At 60.4% G+C, this 19,815-nt stretch carries 16 protein-coding genes and 1 pseudogene; 8 read left to right on the top strand and 9 right to left on the bottom strand.

The window, feature by feature from the left end:
* Positions 1-399: 399 nt before the first annotated feature.
* Both msrB and sfsA read right to left on the bottom strand, forming a co-directional pair.
* On the bottom strand, positions 400-897 hold the full coding sequence (gene msrB, locus AACL53_RS13470; protein ID WP_339085036.1) for a peptide-methionine (R)-S-oxide reductase MsrB: 498 nt from the start codon (positions 895-897) through the stop codon (positions 400-402).
* A 107-nt stretch (positions 898-1,004) separates the two neighbouring features.
* Entirely contained in the window at positions 1,005-1,727 is a 723-nt protein-coding gene (gene sfsA, locus AACL53_RS13465; protein WP_339085035.1) for a DNA/RNA nuclease SfsA, read from the bottom strand.
* 78 nt (positions 1,728-1,805) lie between these two features.
* Between sfsA and AACL53_RS13460 the strand changes: the two genes are divergently transcribed.
* Positions 1,806-2,561 carry a molybdopterin-binding protein gene (locus AACL53_RS13460; RefSeq protein WP_339085034.1) on the top strand — a complete coding sequence of 252 codons (756 nt, stop codon included), beginning with the start codon at positions 1,806-1,808 and terminating at the stop codon, positions 2,559-2,561.
* A gap of 30 nt (positions 2,562-2,591) precedes the next feature.
* Here the strand turns inward: AACL53_RS13460 and AACL53_RS13455 are convergent, their stop codons facing one another.
* The 3 genes from AACL53_RS13455 to AACL53_RS13445 all read right to left on the bottom strand — a co-directional run bounded on the left by AACL53_RS13455 (position 2,592) and on the right by AACL53_RS13445 (position 6,221).
* Positions 2,592-3,206, bottom strand: a complete 615-nt coding sequence (locus tag AACL53_RS13455) for a hypothetical protein (protein WP_339085033.1) — start codon at positions 3,204-3,206, stop codon at positions 2,592-2,594.
* A gap of 276 nt (positions 3,207-3,482) precedes the next feature.
* A complete protein-coding gene (locus AACL53_RS13450; protein WP_339085032.1) occupies positions 3,483-4,424 on the bottom strand; it encodes a hypothetical protein in 942 nt (313 codons plus the stop codon).
* A 171-nt stretch (positions 4,425-4,595) separates the two neighbouring features.
* Entirely contained in the window at positions 4,596-6,221 is a 1,626-nt protein-coding gene (locus tag AACL53_RS13445; protein WP_339085031.1) for an inorganic phosphate transporter, read from the bottom strand.
* Between the two features lie 301 nt (positions 6,222-6,522).
* Here AACL53_RS13445 and AACL53_RS13440 point away from each other — a divergent pair, with 301 nt between their 5' ends.
* A complete protein-coding gene (locus AACL53_RS13440) occupies positions 6,523-6,783 on the top strand; it encodes a hypothetical protein (protein WP_339085030.1) in 261 nt (86 codons plus the stop codon).
* Here the strand turns inward: AACL53_RS13440 and AACL53_RS13435 are convergent.
* Together AACL53_RS13435 and AACL53_RS13430 are read right to left on the bottom strand one after the other, a co-directional pair.
* Complete coding sequence (locus AACL53_RS13435) at positions 6,764-7,714, bottom strand: hypothetical protein (RefSeq protein WP_339085029.1); 951 nt, start codon at positions 7,712-7,714, stop codon at positions 6,764-6,766. The genes AACL53_RS13440 and AACL53_RS13435 overlap by 20 nt on opposite strands.
* On the bottom strand, positions 7,701-11,462 hold the full coding sequence (locus AACL53_RS13430) for a vitamin B12-dependent ribonucleotide reductase (protein WP_339085028.1): 3,762 nt from the start codon (positions 11,460-11,462) through the stop codon (positions 7,701-7,703). Before AACL53_RS13430 ends, AACL53_RS13435 begins: the two co-directional genes overlap by 14 nt.
* A 101-nt stretch (positions 11,463-11,563) precedes the next feature.
* Between AACL53_RS13430 and AACL53_RS13425 the strand changes: the two genes are divergently transcribed.
* The 3 genes and pseudogenes from AACL53_RS13425 to AACL53_RS13415 all read left to right on the top strand — a co-directional run.
* A complete protein-coding gene (locus AACL53_RS13425; protein WP_339085027.1) occupies positions 11,564-11,734 on the top strand; it encodes a hypothetical protein in 171 nt (56 codons plus the stop codon).
* A gap of 415 nt (positions 11,735-12,149) precedes the next feature.
* Positions 12,150-12,548, top strand: a complete 399-nt coding sequence (locus AACL53_RS13420) for an NADH:ubiquinone oxidoreductase subunit NDUFA12 (RefSeq protein ID WP_339085026.1) — start codon at positions 12,150-12,152, stop codon at positions 12,546-12,548.
* Between the two features lie 175 nt (positions 12,549-12,723).
* Positions 12,724-13,050, top strand: a pseudogene (locus AACL53_RS13415) (DUF2155 domain-containing protein); the annotation flags it as partial.
* Positions 13,051-13,572: 522 nt separating this feature from the next.
* On the opposite strand, the gene hemB reads toward AACL53_RS13415, so the two are convergent.
* Both hemB and AACL53_RS13405 read right to left on the bottom strand, forming a co-directional pair.
* Positions 13,573-14,610 (bottom strand): porphobilinogen synthase, encoded by a 1,038-nt coding sequence (hemB, locus tag AACL53_RS13410; protein WP_339085025.1) that lies wholly within the window; start codon positions 14,608-14,610, stop codon positions 13,573-13,575.
* A gap of 181 nt (positions 14,611-14,791) precedes the next feature.
* Entirely contained in the window at positions 14,792-16,006 is a 1,215-nt protein-coding gene (locus tag AACL53_RS13405; RefSeq protein WP_339085024.1) for an extensin family protein, read from the bottom strand.
* Positions 16,007-16,264: 258 nt separating this feature from the next.
* Here AACL53_RS13405 and AACL53_RS13400 point away from each other — a divergent pair, with 258 nt between their 5' ends.
* From AACL53_RS13400 to AACL53_RS13390, 3 genes are all read left to right on the top strand, one after another.
* On the top strand, positions 16,265-17,380 hold the full coding sequence (locus tag AACL53_RS13400; RefSeq protein WP_339085023.1) for an enoyl-CoA hydratase/isomerase family protein: 1,116 nt from the start codon (positions 16,265-16,267) through the stop codon (positions 17,378-17,380).
* A gap of 235 nt (positions 17,381-17,615) precedes the next feature.
* Positions 17,616-18,107: a transcriptional regulator LdtR gene (locus AACL53_RS13395; protein WP_244531226.1), complete on the top strand. Its 492-nt coding sequence runs from the start codon at positions 17,616-17,618 to the stop codon at positions 18,105-18,107.
* Between the two features lie 231 nt (positions 18,108-18,338).
* On the top strand, positions 18,339-19,682 hold the full coding sequence (locus tag AACL53_RS13390; RefSeq protein WP_339085022.1) for a L,D-transpeptidase family protein: 1,344 nt from the start codon (positions 18,339-18,341) through the stop codon (positions 19,680-19,682).
* The last annotated feature ends 133 nt before the right edge of the window (positions 19,683-19,815 follow it).

Below are 19,815 nucleotides of genomic sequence, written 5' to 3'. Positions count from 1 at the left end.
AGAAATCCGTTGCCCCGCAAGCCCCACATTTATACGCGCCGAGCCTCGCCTGCGATATGCAACGCATGGCGTGGCTGCCGCGCTCCAAACTACCAAACCAATCTTTCGAAAAAGGCCTACATCCGAGGCCGTTTTATGCTCGGACGGGCTCGTCGCGCGGTGTAGGCAAGGCGCGAACGCGCTATATCCTGAAATTAGCCTCTTATTTCAAACGGTCATGACCGCGCTGCGTCGGTAGCACTCAGTTGAGAGATAACAGGCCCGCAGGGTCCCCGGGGGGGGTGAAGGCAGCCCCAAGAACGCGCTGTAACAAACCGATCCGCGGCCCAGGAACGCGAAAGCCGCCGCGAAATTGCGCGACGGCCCATGAAGTGAGTTGCTGGCGGGGAGCCTGGACGATTAACCGATCGCCTTCGGAATGAACTTCAGCGCCACGCCGTTCATGCAGTAGCGCAGGCCCGTCGGCTTCGGCCCATCCTCGAAGACGTGCCCGAGGTGCCCACCGCATCTCCGGCAGTGAACCTCCGTACGCGTCATGAAAAAGCTGTTGTCGGTCGTTGTGGCGACGGCGTTATCGAGCGGCTTCCAAAAGCTCGGCCAGCCCGTGCCGCTATGGAACTTCGTCGCCGAGGAAAAAAGCGCTAAATCGCAACCGGCGCAGTCATAGGTGCCGGCAGCATCGTTTTGGTCGAGCGGAGATGTCCCGGCGCGCTCGGTGCCCTGCTGGCGCAGGACGTTGAACTGTTCCGGCGTCAGCTCTTTCTTCCACTCGTCATCGGACTTCGTAATCTCGAATGTCTCAGAGGCCGCTTCGGCATATCCCGAAGCCGACTTCAGCATCGCGAAGGCTCCGCCCAGAGCGATGCCCAATCGTGAAAAATCGCGCCGTGAATACATGGCTCGTCACCTTGGGTTTCGTTTCCTTTTTCGGCGCCCTAACGCCGTCGTCTGGTGGAGAGTACGTTGGCTCTCTCTTTTTCGTTTCGGCCGTTGTTCGGCTTTTCTTATGAAAGATCGGCAATCTCGATCCGCTTCTCAACCTCGATTTCCATAGGGCTGAGGCGGCACGTATAGCAGAGCATTTCGACGCCGGAAGCCGCCGCGGTCTGAAATGCCGCGGCATAGGCTGGGTCGATATCCGCGGCGACAGAGAATTTCTGGGCGTCGCTGCGCTGCACAAGAAACACCATGACCGCGCGATGGCCCTGCTCGACCATGCTCGAAAGCTCGCGCAGATGCTTGGCGCCCCGCTCGGTTTTGCTATCCGGAAACTCTGCGAGCCCTGACGTCCGCATCAGGTGCACGTTTTTTACTTCGACATAGCAATCGCGCTTATCGGGGCCGCCCGAAAGAAGAAGGTCGATCCGGCTGTTGAGCCCGTATTTCACCTCGCGGCGCAGCGTCGAATAGCCGGAAAGCTCCGCAATCAGCCCCGCCTGAATGGCTTCGGTCACGAGTCCGTTGGGACGCCCGGAATTGATGCCGACGATATGGGCCCCCTGGCCGAGATCGGCTTCGATCAATTCCCACGTATGGCGATATTTGCGCGTTGGGCTGTCGCTTTCCGAGAGCCAAATACGCGCCCCCGGCGTCGCAAGCCCAAGCATCGAGCCCGTGTTCGGGCAGCTGGCAGTCACCGTGACGCCGCCCGACGTCGTAACGTCGGCGAGGAACCGCTTGTAGCGCTGAATGAGAATGCCGGGAACGAGGGGATGTGCGAATTTCATCGCTAGCCCTTATCGGCGAGCGGGACCGGCGGGCAAGTGTTTTCGTGCGGCGGCCGGGAATGCTAAGACGAGGAAGCAATGCACATATCGGCGAGTGGCACCTTGGCAGAAGAACGGATCGTGACGGCGGCTCTGCTCGTCATTGGCGATGAAATCCTTTCCGGGCGAACCAAAGATCAGAATATCGGCGCCCTCGCCGAGCACCTGACGAATGTTGGCATCAGGCTGCGCGAAGTCCGCGTGGTCCCGGACGATGAGGCCGATATCGTCGCCGCCGTCGATGCCCTGCGCCGCCGCTACGATTATCTCTTCACAACCGGCGGCATAGGTCCGACCCACGACGACATCACGGCCGACAGTCTTGCGAAGGCCTTCGGAGTGCCCATCGCCATCGACGCGCGAGCCGAGAAAATTCTGAGCGATTACTACGCCGCAAAGGGCCTCGAATTGACCCCGGCGCGCCTTCGCATGGCGCGGATACCCTCAGGCGCTGACTTGATCGAAAATCCTGTGTCGGCCGCGCCCGGCTTTCGCCTCGGGAATGTTTTCGTCATGGCCGGCGTGCCGAGCATCATGCGAGAAATGCTCCGATCCCTGACGCCGCTGCTGGAGACCGGCGCCAAGCTCTTGTCCGTCACGATCTCGGTCAATCGTCCGGAGAGCGAAATCGCCGAGATATTCTCCGCCCACCAGAGCCGCTACCGGGATGTGCAGATGGGAAGCTACCCGCTGCTGCGCGACGGCCGGCCGGCGTCCGATTTGGTGCTGCGCTGTTCCGACCAAGACCGCCTGACCGAGGCGGTCAACACGCTCAAAGCGGCATTGGGCGTGTGAGGCGCCGCCAGTCGTATCAAGCCAGTCGCGTCAGTTCAGCCGCGCCCGCTCGCTCTCTTCGGCGTCGGCCGTGCGCACGCTCGACGTGACCGGCGCGTCGCCGCCAAAAAGATCGTACTGAACGTCGAGCGCATCGAGAAAAGCAGCCGCCATGTCGAGAAGCGGCCCGAGAGCGATGCGCTTCGCGACGAGGAAATTGTCGTCGATCGTCAGATCCGAAGCGACCCGCATGGCCGGTGCGTCGGGCGCGATGAGGCCACGGCTGCGAACGTAGGCGACGATGTCGTCCGCAGTATCGAAATCCGAGGCTCTGGCATCGCCGCTTTCCTCAACGGCATCGAGCAGAATAGCCGTGCCCGAGACGAAGAGCTTGGCGATGGCACGGAAGCGGTCATCACATTCGGCGAGCGAGCTTGCGTGGCTGCGGGCCTTCAGGATACGGGCGACGAGCATCAGTTCGAAGCTGCGGACCTCTTCCGCAACAGCGCGCTGACGCAGGATGAAGTCGCTCGGATCGGCAGGCGTCTCGGTAAGCGCGCGCCAGTCGCCGCCGCGAGCCATCAAGTCTTCGCCCGCTGCAAGCGCGGCATCGAGATGATCAGCGAGCATGTAAACCGACAGGGGGGCCCGCACCTGCTGTGCCATCTCTAACTCCGCATTTCTCAAAGATTAATCTGGCCGGAAATTGCCCTGATTCGCGGGCCCTGAGCCAGCCGGACACCCTGAAGCCGCCGAACAATGTGGAGAGATGAGGATAAGGTGTGGACCGCGTTCAGCCGCTTATGCCGAACGTGAGGAAAACCGCACAAAACCGAGCGTCTACCGCCGATCCGGAAGAATCACGATTGAGCAAATGGCGTGCTGAGACGGTTCGAGACGGTCGCTTTTGGCACGCTTAATCAGCCACAGTCGCACAGAAATTCACAGCTCATTCGCCGCGAGGACGCGATAGCCGCGCGGAGGCACGCCGACGATCCGGGTTTGAGCCTGCGCCGAGGCTAGAATATTTTCAGCCCTCTCGCGGCGGATGCGCCGAACGGGTGGCCGGTCCGGGGCGCTTCGTTGCGCAAGCACCTTCAGTTCCTTCGTGCTTACGGCCTCCGGCGGTTTCCGGCTCGTCTTCGGACCCGAAACCACTTTCCGGTTCCGCGATTCCTTAAGGCGAACGTCGAGCCGCGGAGCAATCGCCCCGAGCTTCCAAGCCCGAAGAAGCTTTGAATCGAACAACTTCGTGCGCGTGACGAAGGGAGCGGCGGGTGCGGCAAGATCGGGCGCCGGCGGATCGGACGCCATCACAACAGCTGGAGCGGCAGGTTCTATGACCTCCACGACAGGCTCTACAACCTGCGCAATCTGCGCAGCCGACTCAGCCGTCACGGGCGGCAGCGTCGCCGCAATGCTCGGCTTTTGCAGCACCGTCGGCGGTGGCGTTGGCGCGAGGGTCGCTCCGATGCTCGGCTTTAGCGGCGCGCGAAGTGAAGGCTTCGGCGGCTCCACGATGACCGCAGCCGGCTTATCGGTAACGCCAACAGAGCGCTCGACGTTCAGCGCGGTAGGTTCGATTGAAGCTCGCGGCGAAACATAATCCCGGGCAGGCGCCGGCTTCGGCACGTCTGCGACAACGGCAGGGCGCGACGCGGTTCCCGGCACATCAACGGCCGGGCGAGCAGGCGGAGGTGCAGAAACGGGAAGGGGCGCTGCCGCTGCTTTCGGAGCCCCCGCATCTTCCACTCTATTGGCTGTGACGTTCGACGATTGTCGCCCTCGGGAGCGACGGCCGACCCAGGAGAAAAACCGGAAAACAAGGCCGCTGGCGACGACGAAGAGCAGTGCCCAGGTGAGGGCGAGGACTTCCGGCGGCAAAGGAACCTCCAACAGCAACGCTAAGAGAAACAACGTCCTCAAAACGCAGCGGCGCGTCAACAGTTGGCGGCAAAATTATTCGTACCCACGCGGAGAGTAACTTCAGCACAATGAAGAAAGGCGCGGCCTACGGGCGCGCGCCTTTCGAACCAGTTCTGATTTCTTCGAAGATCAGAACACTTTCGAGAAGATAACGTAGAGACCGCCGGCAAGAACAATCGAGACCGGGAGCGTCAGAACCCATGCCATGAGCAGGTTCCGCACGGTCGCCCATTGCAGACCCGAGCCGTTGGCAGCCATCGTTCCCGCCACACCCGACGACAAAACGTGGGTGGTCGACACCGGCAAGCCGTAAGCGTCGGCTGCGCCGATCGTCGCCATCGCGACAAGCTCGGCAGAAGCACCCTGCGCGTACGTCAAATGCGTCTTGCCGATCTTCTCGCCCACCGTCACGACGATGCGCTTCCAACCGATCATCGTGCCGAGGCCAAGAGCAATTGCAACCGCGACCTTGACCCAGAGCGGGATGAAGCGCGTTGCCTTGTCGAGCGAGCCCTTGAACGCGGTGATCGACTTGACTTCGTCGGGTTTCAGGTTGTTGGCCTTGTCCTTGAGCAGGAAGCGGAGTGCTTCCGACACCAGGTACATATCGTTACGTACGTTCGAGACAGCTGCCGCGGGCACCTTGTCGAGCGCGCCGTAGGTATCGACCTGCTGAGAGATATCGCGTACGAGAGCCGCGATGCTCGGATACGTGCCCTCGTTGATTGTACGCGTCGAGATGTAGGCTTCGACGGCCGGCCGGGGGTTGCCGAGAACGTTATAGCCCGACGCCTGCTTTTCGATCACTGCGGCTGCGGCCGCGGCATTCGCCTTGAACTCGACGATCTGCGATGGGCCCGGCGTGCGGTTCAGAGCATAAGCCGTCGGAATGGTGCCGATCAGGATGAGCATGATGAGACCCATGCCCTTCTGTCCGTCGTTCGATCCGTGTGCGAACGAAACGCCCGTGCAGGTGAGGATCAGAAGTCCGCGGATCCACCACGGCGGCGGCTGATTGCCTGCCGGCTCCTTATAGAGCGCGGGATTGCGGACGATGAACTTCAAGATGAGCAGGAGAGCCGCCGCGCAGGTGAAACCGACAACCGGCGATACGAGCAGCGAGGTGCCAATTTCCTGAGCTTTGCCCCAATCGACGCCCGACGTGCCGTTGCCGCCGTGCAGCAGCGAGTTGGCGACGCCAACGCCGATGATCGAGCCGATCAGCGTGTGCGACGACGAAGACGGCAAACCCAGCCACCAGGTTCCGAGATTCCAGATGATGGCGGCGATCAAGAGCGCGAACACCATGGCGAAGCCGGCGCTCGAGCCGACCTGCAGGATCAGCTCGACGGGAAGCAACGAGATGATGCCGAAGGCGACGGCGCCGGTCGAGAGCAATACGCCGAGGAAGTTGAAGAAGCCGGACCAGAGAACAGCGACGTTGGCTGGCATCGAGTGCGTGTAGATGACGGTCGCGACGGCGTTCGCGGTATCGTGGAAACCGTTGACGAATTCGAAGCCGAGGGCGATCATCAGCGCGACGCCCAGCAACAAGAAAGGTAACCAGGTCGTGACCGGCACGTTGGCCGCTTCGATATCCTGATAGAGGCTGTAGGCGGTAAAGAAGAGGCCCCCGGCTAGAAGCGCCAGGAAGATGAAGACAGTAACTGTGCTGGTGCCGTGATCGAGATTGGGCTTGCTGCTTGGTGTGCCCGCCGCCCCTGCCAATGCACCGCTCAACGCCACGTCAGACATGGTTTTTGTGCCCCCTAAATACCCATTTCCGGGGGACCTAACGCCGCTTTTATTACAGTGTAGTGACAGTTCACCGAAGACGAACTTGTGGCGCTTTCTGATGGTTTCGTAAGGGGAAATATCTGCGCGCACGACGCTTCCAGCGCATTGGTCTCCCCGCTCGAAGTGAATGAATCGCTGGCCCATCGCACCGAAAGTTTCCTGCAGAGCATTTTACTTTTTCTTCGTTCGCTTTTGGGGAACCGATCCCTAGCGTTGCGGAACAGCTCAAACGGCTGGTACCAGCTCGGGGAAAAATGAAATGAAAATCGCGAAATTGGTTTTGCTTGGGGCGTTCGTTTTGGGCGCGAGCATCTCCGCCGAAGCCGCAACGTCTGCGCCGAAGCTGCATGCTCCGGGCGCGAAGACGCTCGTCTCGCATACGGCGAAGGACGAAAAGAAGAAGCACGCTCACGCGCACCGCGCGCACAAACATAAGCACAAGGTCGCTGAAGCGCACGCGAAGCCCAAACCGCACAAAGCGCCCGCGCATGCGCACAAGGTCAAGAAGGTGAAACACTAACCCCTGATCGCGTTCCGGCCGGGGGGCGGGATAGCGTTATCAGCCACCGCCAAAGGGCACTTTCCGTCTCGCGTTCGGAAGGTGCCCTTGGCGGGTTTTGTTCTTTAGAGAGGGGTATCGATAGCGGCGAGCTCTGCCGAAACGCGCGCCGATCAATCACGCGTTCGAGGATGACACGGGGGCGCACTACTTCAAGCTTGTAGCTGAAGCCCAGCTCCTTTTTAAAAAGGGCTTGCAGGTCTTGTAAGTTCTGCTTCGCACGAACGAAGTCCGATGCAACATGAGCCTTCAAATCATCGGCCAACGAATTTACTTCAATCATCATCGGGCGCAGTTTCGCCGTTTCCGATAACGGAATGCTATGGCTCACGAGCCGACCCTCCTCCGCATCAAGAGATGCGACGGAACAAATGGCCTGTGTTAGCGAGGCTCTTGAGTCATTAAATGCCCTCAACGTCGCTAGGGCGCTGTTGTGCCGGACATCCATGTTCATCATCGCATTGAATACGAAACTATCTTTGAGAGCTAATAACATTCCCATTTCTTCGTGGGAAAAATGTATGGGCTCTGGTGGATTTGCGATTGGAAGATACTTTTGCCAGGACTCCCCATTGCACCCATCAGCTGCCGCACGGACATCACTTTCGATGAAGTGCTGGTGAAGCCCATGGGCAGTCGAAAATATGCGCATGCTTTTGAATATGAGCGAGTTGGCCAGTGCTTCCCTCTGGCGTTTGTGATCCTGCTCGCGCACAGAACGGGTTTCGCGTAAAGCAATCAACTGAACCGCTACTGCGATCAATCCGCCAACTACGGCGCCGACGATCGCTGCCCACAATTCAGTCGACTTCGCTAGAGCAAAAAATGCCTCGCTCATGACGATGAAGGGGGAGATTTCTCTCCCCCATCCCACGCTATCAAGAACATCCACTCGTGCTTCCGCACGTGTCACACTTCAAGCACGTGCCATTCCGCACCATCGTGAAGTTGTGGCACTCGCTGCACGAAACACCTTCGTAACCGCGCAATTTCGCTTCCGAGACGCGCTGCTTGAAGATCTCCGACTTCGTCAGCACGGGCGATGAAGACGCAACGGCGTGCATCTCTTCGCTGACCGAGGCGAGGGCGGTGGCGCCATGCGTCAGCGTCTGCTCCACATATCGGGAACTGACGTCATAGCTGCCCTTGCTCTGAACGGCGGCGGCGCCAAGAGACGAAGCTTTCAGTCCGCTCGTCGTGTTGCTGCTGGCGAGCCGAACTTTCGGATTGCCGCGAACAAGACCCTTCGACACGTTTTTCAGAACGGCTTCCGGCAGATCGAGCGCGAGCTGCTCATCCGTCGTGTCGTCGCTTGAGCCGAGACCCGTCTCGCCGACGATCTCGCGCGGATCGACGTGAGCAAGATCGTGACGCCCAAGGTACGACACGGCGAGTTCGCGGAAGATATAGTCGAGGATCGACGTCGCGTTCTTGATCGTCTCGTTGCCCTGCACGAGCCCGGCCGGTTCGAAGCGCGTGAAGGTGAAGGCTTCCACGTACTCTTCGAGCGGCACGCCATATTGCAGGCCGAGCGAGATGGCGATGGCGAAGTTGTTCATCAACGACCGGAAGGCGGCGCCTTCCTTGTGCATGTCGATGAAGATCTCGCCGAGGCGCCCGTCGTCGTATTCGCCGGTGCGGAGGTACACTTTGTGGCCGCCGACAGCAGCTTTCTGCGTGTAGCCCTTGCGCCGTCCGGGAAGTTTGGCGCGATCCTGCGCGGCTGCTTCCTCTTTCACATAGACGATGCGTTCGACGATCTTCTCGACGATCTTTTCGGTAATCGCCGCGGTGCGCGCCGCCATCGGCTGCGCCATCAGCGCATCGGCGGCTTCTTCTGCATCATCGACGTCGTCGCCCAGAACCTGGCTGTTCAACGGCTGCGAGAGCTTCGAGCCGTCGCGGTAGAGCGCGTTGGCCTTGAGCGCCAGCTTCCACGACAGCATGTAGGACTGCTTGCAGTCCTCGACTGTCGCATCGTTCGGCATGTTGATCGTCTTCGAGATGGCGCCGGAGATGAACGGCTGTGACGCCGCCATCATGCGGATGTGGCTCTCGACCGAAAGGTAACGCTTGCCCTTCTTACCGCACGGGTTGGCGCAATCGAAGATCGGCAGATGCTCGGCCTTCAGATGCGGCGCACCTTCGAGCGTCATCGCTCCGCAGACGTGTTCGTTCGCGGCGTCGACGTCCTTTTTCGAGAAGCCGAGATGCGCGAAGAGGTCGAACGTCGGATCGTTGAGCTTGTCGGCCGGTACGCCGAGCGTCTCGGTCAGGAAGGCATCGCCCAGCGTCCAGCGGTTGAACACGAACTTGATGTCGAACGCGGTGCCGAGGCTCTTTTCGATCTTGGCAAGCGCTTCATCCGTGAACCCGCGGGCTTTGAGCGTCTGCGTGTTGATCGCAGGCGCCTGCTTCAGCGACCCATGACCGACAGCATAGACTTCCATCTCCGCGATCTGGCTTTCGCGATAGCCAGCGGCCCGCAGCGCTTCCGGCACGGACTGGTTGATGATCTTGAAGTAGCCGCCGCCCGCAAGCTTCTTGAACTTGACGAGTGCGAAGTCGGGCTCGATGCCGGTCGTATCGCAGTCCATCACAAGGCCGATCGTGCCAGTCGGCGCGACGACGGTCGCCTGCGCGTTGCGATACCCGTGCTCCTGCCCGAGTTCGAGCGCGTTATCCCAGGCCCGTTTCGCAGCTTCACCGAGGCGCGCGTCTTTCAACGAGCCATGGTCGAGCGGAACCGGCGCGGTCGCGAGCTTTTCGTAGAACTCGGATTCGCCGTGCGCGGCCCGGCGATGGTTGCGCATCACGCGCAGCATGTCTTGCGCGTTCGGCCCGTATCCGGGGAACGGCCCGAGTTCGGCCGACATCTCCGCGCTCGTCGCGTAGGAAACGCCGGTCATGATCGCGGAGATCGCGCCGCAAATCGCGCGCCCCTCGGCGGAGTCGTAAGGAATGCCAGCCGACATCAGCAATCCGCCGATGTTCGCGAAGCCGAGACCAAGGGTCCGATAACGATAGCTGAGCTCGGCGATCTGCCGCGACGGGAACTGCGCCATCAGCACCGAAATCTCGAGCACCACCGTCCAAAGGCGGCAGCCATGCTCGTAGGCTTCGATGTCGAACGACTTATCTTCGCGGCGGAAGCGCAAGAGATTGAGCGATGCAAGATTGCACGCCGTATCGTCGAGGAACATGTATTCCGAGCACGGGTTCGACGCGCGGATCGGCCCCGACTGCGGGCAGGTGTGCCAGTCGTTGATGGTGGTGTGGAACTGAATGCCGGGATCGGCCGAAGCCCACGCGGCGAAACCGATCTGCTCCCAAAGGTCCTGGGCGCGCATCGTCTTCGTCACTTTGTTGTTAAGGCGGGCGCGTAGCTGCCAGTCCTTGTCGTCGGCAACGGCATTGAGGAATTCGTCGGTGACCCGCACCGAGTTGTTCGAGTTCTGCCCGGCGACCGTCAGATAGGCTTCGCTATCCCAATCGGTGTCGTACGTGTCGAACGCGATTTCCTTATAGCCCTGCTTGGCAAACTGAACGACGCGCAAAATGTAGTTCTGCGGAACGCCGTCGCGCTTGGCTTCGCGGATCGCGATCTTGAGCTTCGGATTCTTCGTCGGTTCGAAGCAGGCATCGCCCTCGGCTTCGCAATTGACGCAAGCTTTCATTACGGCCTTGAGCCGCTTCTGGCAGATCTTGGAACCCGTAACGAGCGCGGCGACCTTCTGCTCCTCGCGCACCTTCCAGGTGATGTATTCCTCGATATCGGGATGATCGACGTCGACGACGACCATCTTGGCGGCGCGCCGCGTCGTGCCGCCCGACTTGATGGCGCCCGCCGCACGGTCGCCGATCTTCAGGAAGCTCATCAGGCCCGACGAACGGCCGCCGCCCGACAGCTTTTCATTCGCGCCGCGGAGTGACGAGAAGTTCGAACCCGTGCCGGAACCGTATTTGAAGAGCCGTGCTTCGCGAACCCAGAGGTCCATGATGCCGCCCTCGTTGACGAGGTCGTCGGCAACGGACTGGATGAAGCAGGCATGCGGCTGCGGGTGCTCGTAGGCGGACGTCGAGTTGACGAGTTCGCCCGTCTGATAATCGACGTACATATGGCCCTGGCCCGGGCCGTCGATGCCATAGGCCCAGTGCAAGCCGGTGTTGAACCACTGCGGCGAGTTCGGCGCCGCCATCTGCATCGCCAGCATGTAGCGAAGCTCGTCGAAGAAGGCCTGAGCGTCATCTTCGGACGTGAAATAGCCGCCCTTCCAGCCCCAATAGGTCCACGTGCCGGCAAGGCGATCGAACACCTGCCGCGCATCCGTCTCGCCGCCGAAGCGTTCGTTCTCGGGAAGCTCCGCAAGCGCCGCGTCATCGGGAGCCGAGCGCCAGAGCCACGAGGGAACCTGCGTTTCTTCGCAACGCCTTAAGCGGCGCGCAACGCCGGCTTTGCGGAAGTACTTCTGCGCGAGGATGTCTGCTGCAACCTGGCTGAACTGCTCAGGAACGTCGAAGCTATCGAGTTTGAAAACGATCGAGCCGTCGGGGTTCTTGATTTCAGACGTCGCACGGCGGAACGGGATCGATGCATAAGGCGAGAGTCCGGCTTCAGTGAAACGCCGCGTAATCTTCATAGGTAAGAGCCCCCGAAATTTCGCGGCAAACGGACGCTCGTCCGCCTGCCGTATGGAATGATTGCCTTGCGCTGGACCCTGCTTTCCGGCGCTCAGGCGTGATGACGACGACGCATGACCGAGACGCACACAACTTGCCGCGTTTAGAGCGCGCACTTCTCCGCGCCAGCGACGACGGCCAATGGCCGCAATCCGCCGGTGTTCTGCCGACCACAAAGGTGTTTGGTGGCGACGAGGTGCTCGTGCGCTACGCTGAACGCGACAGGAAATAACGCTCCGAAATGCTTAGTCTCAACTCGACGATGGCTTGGTCCACAACTTCCCCACGGACTGTCGCACACTCGCCGAACACTCATCAAAGGTAGGACGATTCGATCCGCTCGTCACGCTTTCTGGGATATATATTGGGGTAGCAGCCGCAACACATACTATATCTAGTGCTGTTGGTAACTTCGAGCGGATGACGCGTTTCGCGCTGATTTCGGTATGTTTCAACGTGGTTCTAAGTCGGTGACCATGTGGATGAGGTGGGATTTCTCGATTTTGCTCACCCTGACGACCCAGAGCTTAGTGCGATTCCGCACAGTCGCTGTTGCGCGGCTGCATCTCCCTCCTACAGTCTGGACATAAGCCCCGCGGTGCAGCTAAGTCGAAACCGAGGCGCGGCGGGAAAAGGACCTTCAAGACATGGGCTTACTCAGCGAAATCTTCAGCTGGTGGGGCGGAAATACCTGGGGAACCAGACTTTTCACGCTGCGGAAGGGCAAGCAGGTCGGCCAGGACGAGTTTGGAAATCGCTACTTCGTCCAAAAGTCGGGCGTCGGACCGCTCGGCGTGCCCGCGCGCTGGGTCATATATCCGAAGCTTTCCGAGGCGAGCCAGGTGCCGCCCGATTGGCACGGCTGGCTTCATTATACCGTCGATACGATCCCGACCGACGAACGCTACCACCCCCGCCCGTGGCAGAAGTCGCACCAGCCGAATCTGACGGGAACGTCGCAGGCGTATCGCCCGAAAGGCTCGATCCTGGGCAAAGGCGAGCGCGCCAAGTCGACCAGCGATTACAAGGCATGGAAGCCGCACTAACCGCCTGATCGAAAATTCGCCCGCTTTGAGGCTCAATCGAGGGCCTCCGCCGGGCAGCGCCCCCTCACTGGATTCTGAATTGAGAAAGCCGTTGCTTTTGAATTTTGCGCTGAGCGTACGGCTTAACCGTCGCGGAGCGGCCCTAACGTCGCTGACGCTTTTGCTCGCGGGCGCAATGAGCGCAGCGACGGCGCCCGCGAAGGCCGATCGCATCGAAAATCAGGTTGCCGTCTTTTCCGCGCTCGACAAGGTGACGGCGCACATTTCGAAATTCGAGGTGGCGCTGGGCGAAACGGCGACGTTCGGCGCGCTCAAGATCACGCCGCGGGCCTGCTACTCGCGCCCGCCGACGGAAGAGCCGAAGACCACGACGTTCGTCGAGATTGAAGAAACGCAGCTCGATGGCTCGGAAAAACGAATTTTCACGGGCTGGATGTTTGCCGAGAGCCCCGGCATCTATGGGCTCGAGCATCCGACTTATGACGTCTGGCTGACCGAGTGCAATAAGCCCGCTCGCACGATCGTTGAGCAGAAGCCTGTCGCGCCCGAGGGCGCTCCGGCCGATGCGCCCGCCACAGCCGAAGGTCAGCAACCGCCGGACGCCGGCTACCAGGACAACGGCGGAGCGCCTGCCGACCAGGATTACCGCCGCCGCGTTCGCCGATAACAAAGCACAGCCGCACAATCCGACCATTGTTACCCTCGGGCTGTCCCGAGGATCTATTCATCAACGGGTACGGCAGCGCCATGGATCCTCGGCCTAAAGCCGAGGATGACAATTTGCGGAATCCTTTTGGCGCGGGGCAACAAAGAAACAAGACGCCGCGTGCGGAAGCGCCTTGAAGGAATTCTGCCGCCTAATGACGAGTTTCATGCTGCCGCCGGTATGATGGAGGGGAGCGCGCTGTCGCCCACATGTCATCCCTCGGCTTTAGGCCGAGGATCCATCGTGCCCTGAGGGCCGTAGTCAGCCGATAAATGTATCCTCTGGACGAGCCCGAGGATGACGGAGGTGAAACGCGTCTTACTCCGCGAGCAGCCGCGCCGCTTTCGGTGCGAAATATGTGAGAACGCCTGAAGCGCCCGCGCGTTTGAACGCGAGCAGGCTTTCGAGCATCGTCTTGTCGGGATCGAGCCAGCCCTTTTCGAAGGCCGCTGCAAGCATCGCGTACTCGCCGGAGACTTGATACGCGAAGGTCGGCACCCCGAACGTTTCCGATACGCGACGCACGACATCGAGGTAGGGCATGCCGGGCTTCACCATCACCATGTCTGCGCCCTCGTCGAGATCGATGGCGACTTCGCGAAGCGCTTCTTCGGTATTTGCCGGGTTCATCTGATAGGTGCGCTTGTCGCCCTTCAGAAGTCCCGAAGACCCGACGGCGTCGCGGAATGGGCCGTAGAACGCGCTCGCATACTTCGCCGCATACGACATGATCTGCGTGTTCTTGAACCCGTTTCCTTCGAGCGCACTGCGAATGACGCCGATACGCCCGTCCATCATGTCGGATGGCGCAAGCACGTCGGCACCCGCCTCTGCCTGTACGAGCGCCTGCTTCACGAGAGCGGCATTCGTCTCGTCGTTCACGATCTCCTCGCCGACGAGAAGGCCGTCATGCCCGTGGCTGGTGTAGGGATCGAGAGCGACGTCGAGGATGACGCCGAGATCGAGGTTCGCAGCCTTGATCGCGCGCGTCGCCCGGCAAACCAGATTGTCCGGATTGAAGGCTTCGGCTGCATCCTCGCTGCGCTTTTTCGGATCGGTGAAAGGAAAGAGCGCGATGGCCGGAATGCCGAGATCGACGGCGTGCTTCGCGGCATCGACGATGAGGTCGACGCTCAGCCGTTCGACGCCTGGCATGGACGCGATAGGCGTGCGCAGCGCAGCGCCGTCGACGACGAACATCGGCCAGATCAGATCGGCGGGCGACAATTGGTGTTCGGCGACGAGCCGGCGAGACCACGAGGCCTTCCGGTTGCGGCGCATACGGATCGCCGGAAAGCCGCCGGAAAGCGACTCTGTTTCGAGGTTGGGGGCCGGTGGGCGTGTGCGGGAGGACATGAAAGAGTTTCCTGGGCAGAAGCAGCGAAATCCGCGCCGCTCGAATTTCGGCCGACAATGGACACGAGCCGCGCCTCGGCGCAAGCCGTTGGACGTGCCGCAGATGTGCCGTCAGGGATGATAGCGATGCAGGTCGGGAATGCCGCCGCCCGATTGCAGGAGTTTACCGGTCGCAAAGCCGCTAATTGCAGATTTTGGTAAACTTGCGCTGCGCCATATCGATGTGGAAGTGGTTCCGGTGATCGTCGTTCGCTTCGGGCCCAAGCGTCGTTCCGAAGATCCGGCACGCAGCCTGATGCGCCTCGTGCAGGAACGCCTTGAGTTCAGGGTCGGGGTTGGACGTTGAATTGACGCCTATCTTCGAAGTTTTATGAGCGAGCGAACCTTTTTTGCCGGGCTTCAGGAGTGGCCCGCCGAGTTTGTTAGCGACGACCGGATCGGACGTTGCCAAAGTTGGCTTTGCGACGATCTCGCCATCCCCGGCGCCATCGATGATTGTCGAACGCGCGAGTGAAGTAACAGCTGCGCCCGCGGTCGACGGCAGAGCCGACGGGAGCGCGGCCTGAGCCGGATTGGTCGCGACCGCCGTTCCCGCGGCCTTGGCAGCCGCTTCTTCAGCGGCGCGCTGCTCGGCGGCAGCCTCGGCCAAAATTTGGCGTTGCGGCTTTCCCCAGTCTTGAAGCACATCGGCCGTTTTCGTCGTCGCCGTTATGAAACCGCCGATATCGAGCGCGTTCGCCAAGCCGTGCTCGCTGAGCTTCGTCTTCTTGCGGCCGTAAGCGTTGCGGCACGAATAGGAGCTCATTGTCTGGATCGTGATGATTTCGGACTTGAGGTGCTTGCGAGCGAGCGGCTGCACATCGCCTTCGAACCAATTGACCAGAGATTCAGCGAGATCGCAGGTCACAATTGCCGGTGGCGATAACGCGACCTGGGGGTTCTGACCGATACTGATGAGTTCGATGGGAGCGGGCGTGCCGCATGCACCCTCCTTGATCGGCTCATGCGGCAAGGCGACGGCGTGGATGCGCTGGAGAACGACCGCGCAACGCGCCTTGGCATCTGCAATCTCAGCTGCGGACCACGTCGGGGGAGCCTTCGGCGCGGGTTCGGCGGCAGTCGTCGCCGGATCTGCGGGCTTTACGCCATCCTCCGATTTTTGAGCGGCCTTCGCCGCGTCTGATGCGGGCTGAGTGGGCGGCGCTGCGGCAGCGGGCTCGGCCGCAGAAGTCGCTTCCCATGCGGGAGGCGTTGCCTTTTGCTTAGTCTGAGCATCAGCAGGCACTTCGCCGACAAGCAATGAAGCGACGAAAATGACGGCGGTTGCGACGTGCCCAAGGCGCGACGGTCTGGTGTAGTGCCCCTTGCGGCGGCCCGTGCTGGGGGATGTCATCATTTCCGTCTGTACATCCTTCACGGCCGCTCTACAAAGTCGACGCGAGCGCTGATCTCGGCGGGAGCCTGAATATTCCAGAATTCCCTTTTCAGGCCAAGCTCATACTGACCTCGGCCGTTGATCCGATCGGGGATACGGCAAGCGTCTCTAGTGTGGAAGATGATTCCATAGCCGCAAAATATGGCGGGTTCGTATGAAACAGGCCATAGCATCCGATTTCACAACCGAGTCGCGCCACCGATACTTACCGAGCATGCAGTGAACCAGCACAACATCGATCTCAAAACGTCGACAGTCGGGCAGTCTCCGAAGATCATAGCGGACCGATCGCAGGCGCTGCAGACGTTCACGCTGAACCGGCCGAACGTCCTCAACGCCCTCGACGATGAGATGTGCCGCACGTTGAGCAGCGCCATCCCGGCCGTCGCTCGCAATCCCGACGTCTACATCGTCGCGCTGCTCTCCAATAATCCGAGAGCCTTCTGTGCCGGTGGCGACGTCCGGGCGCTGTCGGTTGCTGCAAAGGACGATATCGAGACCGCGAAGAGTTATCTCCGGAACGAGTATTCGCTCAACTGGCTCCTTGAATGCTTCTCCAAGCCGACGGTGTCGTTCATCGATGGGCTGTGCATGGGTTCGGGCGCCGGCTTGACCGCCTACAATACGCATCGCGTCGCCGGCGAAAATTTCAAATGGGCGATGCCCGAAACCAAGATCGGACTGTTCCCTGACGTCGGCATATCGCGCGTGCTGGCGAAGATGCCGTGGCCCATCGGAATCTATTTGGGTCTCACCGGCCGTGCGATCGGACGCGCCGATGCGCAATGGCTAGGTCTCGTTACGCATTGCATCTCCGCGACGCATTTTCCCGGCATTTTGGCGAAATTGAAAGACGCCGAACCCGTCGACCCCATGCTCGACGCCCTTAACGAAATTCAAGCTCCTGGAGACCTACAAAAAGACCGGGGCCATATCCTCGAGCATTTTTCCGAGCCGACGCTCCAAGGTATTCTGCGTTCGCTGACGAACGCGGAGGCCAAAGGCTGCGAGTGGGCGAAAAAGACGTTGGCCGATCTGGCGAAGTGCTCGGCGTTATCGCTGGCCATTACGATCCGCCATATTCAATCGGCGCTTTCGCTTGATATACGTCAAACACTCGTCGAAGATTATCGTGTAGCCGTGCGATCCATCGAAAGCCACGATTTCCACGAAGGCGTTCGCGCGCTGCTCATCGATAAGGATGGCAGCCCAGCATGGAAACCAAATCGCTATGATGATAGTATTGCTGATGTAGTCGAAGCGTATTTTGCGCCATTGCCAGGGGCAGAGCTCGAATTGCCGAAGAGAACGGAGATGCAGGCAGCGCGAGTTTAAAATATCTGGCGATATTGTTGTTAATTGTCGTCGCCGCGTTAGGACGATAGTTACCAATTCGGAGAATTGACCTGAATATTGGTTAAAAATTCATTCCAAAGACACCCCCCTACTATTCTTTTACTATATCTATTTAGCCGAAATTCAGGCCTCCGCGTTATCAATTTGTCAAAACCCGGGCAAACCGGGTGGCGTCAAACAATTGCGAGGCAGGGTTATGAGTTTAGCGTACGATATGGCGCGTCACCGCGCGCCGGCCCAGGAAGAAGGGTTTCGCGGTGAATACCTTCAGGCGCTGCGTTTGATCGAGCGTCTGCATCGCCTTCTGCTCGACGTCATTAAGGACGAGTTTGATCGACGTGGCGGAGCCGAGCTCAACAGCGTGCAGGCATTGCTCCTTTACAACATCGGCGAGAGTGAGCTGACGGCAGGCGAGCTGAAGACCAGGGGCTACTACCTTGGGTCGAACGTGTCCTACAATCTGAAGAAGCTCGTCGACATGGGATACATTCACTACAAGCGGTCCGACACGGATCGCCGGTCGGTGCGTGTGAGCCTGACCGACAAGGGCCTCGAGGCGCGGGACATCGTTTCGAAGCTCTATCTTCGTCAGCTGGGCTCGGTGCAGACCGTCGGCGAAGTTTCCAATGAAGACGTCAAGGGCCTGAACAAAGCCCTCGTGCGCCTGGAACGCTTCTGGTCGGACCAGATTCGCTACCGCCTCTAAAAACGGCCGACGCCAATAGCCTGCTTTTGAACGCCGTCTTACGACGGGCGTCGAGGACCTCTCTGCATCCGCAGAGAGGTCCTTTTTCGTTCGCGACGGCGGCGGCGACGGGCACCTGTGGACATGCCGGTCCGCAGACAGCCCGCGCGGCATCTATCCGATGTCAAATGCTCGTATTTCAGATAGTGTAGCCCCAACGCCAATTGGAATCGCAAGCGCCGGGGGACGGACGTGGGCTTGGGGGAACGGAAGCTTGGGGCAGGGATCGCCCTTTCAGACCGTCGGCTGATAGCCAGCGTCCTGAGCATTGGATTCATTGCGATATCGGCGGCCGGCTGGCTGGGATCCGGCGGTGCGGCGGCCCAGGGGTTCAGTTGGTTCAATTTTGGCTCCGGCAACGACGGCCCGTCCTACACGAGCAACCGGACCGATCCCGACTTCGTCCGCGAATGGGAAGCCAACCCGCCCAAAGGCTACGCGACGCTCGCCAAGGCAAATATCGAAGCGACCAAGATGGCGGTCCGGCAGTACACGATGATCGTGGGGAAGGGCGGCTGGCCGCAAATCCCAGAACCGCCACCAAAGACACCCCGTGACAGTCTCATGCAATTCGGGACGACCGATCCCGCCGTCGCATTGCTGCGCGCCCGCTTGGCGGCCTCGGGAGACCTGCGCAGCGCCAATACAACTTCGAGCTATTTCGACAACGACGTCGAGAAGGCGCTTCAGCGGTTCCAGGCATCGAACGGCCTGACGCCGACCGGCATCGCCGACAAGCGGACGATCGCCGCCCTGAACGTGCCCGCGGATGTGCGCCTGAAGCAGCTGAAGGTCAATTTGGTGCGCTTGCAGGAAGCCATCCCGACGACATCTAAGAGATACGTCGTCGTAAACATCCCGGCGGCGCACATCGAAGCCGTGGAGAACGGCGCGATCGTTGCCCGGTACGCAGGCGTCGTCGGCAAGCCCGAGCGGCCGACACCTCTTCTGCGCACGCCGATTACCGACCTCAACTTCAATCCCATGTGGCGGCTGCCGCCGACGGTCGTTTCGGAAGACCTGATCCCGCGTGGACGCGAGATGCAGAAGAAGGGCCAGAACGTTCTGGTGAAATTCGGCATCGACGCCTACGCAGGCGGGAAGAAGGTCGATCCGCAGAGCATCAACTGGGAGAAGGTGTCGCCCGGCACCTACACGTACAGCCAGCAGCCGGGCAAGGAGAACCCGCTCGGCTTCCTGAAGATCAACTTCGACAGCGCCCACTCCGTTTACATGCACGACACCCCGTCGGATCGCATCTTCGGCCGCAACTTCCGTTCGGAAAGCTCGGGCTGCATCCGCGTCCATAACATCGAAAACTTGGCGGCCTGGTTGCTCGCCGATCAGAAAGGCTGGAATGCCGATCGGGTCGCGCAACTGAAAGAGCAGGGACAGCGCCTGGACGTCCGCTTGAAAAAGCCCGTTCAATTATTGTTTGTCTACATCAGCGCCTGGGCGACCGAAGATGGGGTCGTGCAATTCCGGCGCGACATTTACCAGAAGGACGGCATCGGCGAAGTGGCAGCTTCCTATTAACATGTCGATGCCACCTTACGGTCGCGATGGCATCATAGCTTCCAGATGCGGGAGGCCTGTTATGCGCCCGACGACTTGCTGCCAGAGCCGTCAGCTGCCAGAAACAAAGCCCCCATACCGGATGAAAGGTCTT

The organism is Hyphomicrobium sp. ghe19 (genome assembly GCF_902712875.1).
Taxonomy (GTDB): Bacteria; Pseudomonadota; Alphaproteobacteria; order Rhizobiales; family Hyphomicrobiaceae; genus Hyphomicrobium_B.
Note: the sequence above shows the minus strand (reverse complement) of the source record. Positions and strands in the feature narration are given on the sequence as shown.

What these genes read in the sequence shown, in the direction of transcription:
- msrB (WP_339085036.1), bottom strand. Translation starts at nt 897, where the DNA reads ATGTATTCACGGCGCGATTTTTCACGATTGGGCATCGCTCTGGGCGGA.
- sfsA (WP_339085035.1), bottom strand. Translation starts at nt 1,727, where the DNA reads ATGAAATTCGCACATCCCCTCGTTCCCGGCATTCTCATTCAGCGCTAC.
- AACL53_RS13460 (WP_339085034.1), top strand. Translation starts at nt 1,806, where the DNA reads ATGCACATATCGGCGAGTGGCACCTTGGCAGAAGAACGGATCGTGACG.
- AACL53_RS13455 (WP_339085033.1), bottom strand. Translation starts at nt 3,206, where the DNA reads ATGGCACAGCAGGTGCGGGCCCCCCTGTCGGTTTACATGCTCGCTGAT.
- AACL53_RS13445 (WP_339085031.1), bottom strand. Translation starts at nt 6,221, where the DNA reads ATGTCTGACGTGGCGTTGAGCGGTGCATTGGCAGGGGCGGCGGGCACA.
- AACL53_RS13440 (WP_339085030.1), top strand. Translation starts at nt 6,523, where the DNA reads ATGAAAATCGCGAAATTGGTTTTGCTTGGGGCGTTCGTTTTGGGCGCG.
- AACL53_RS13430 (WP_339085028.1), bottom strand. Translation starts at nt 11,462, where the DNA reads ATGAAGATTACGCGGCGTTTCACTGAAGCCGGACTCTCGCCTTATGCA.
- AACL53_RS13425 (WP_339085027.1), top strand. Translation starts at nt 11,564, where the DNA reads ATGACGACGACGCATGACCGAGACGCACACAACTTGCCGCGTTTAGAG.
- AACL53_RS13420 (WP_339085026.1), top strand. Translation starts at nt 12,150, where the DNA reads ATGGGCTTACTCAGCGAAATCTTCAGCTGGTGGGGCGGAAATACCTGG.
- hemB (WP_339085025.1), bottom strand. Translation starts at nt 14,610, where the DNA reads ATGTCCTCCCGCACACGCCCACCGGCCCCCAACCTCGAAACAGAGTCG.
- AACL53_RS13405 (WP_339085024.1), bottom strand. Translation starts at nt 16,006, where the DNA reads ATGATGACATCCCCCAGCACGGGCCGCCGCAAGGGGCACTACACCAGA.
- AACL53_RS13395 (WP_244531226.1), top strand. Translation starts at nt 17,616, where the DNA reads ATGGCGCGTCACCGCGCGCCGGCCCAGGAAGAAGGGTTTCGCGGTGAA.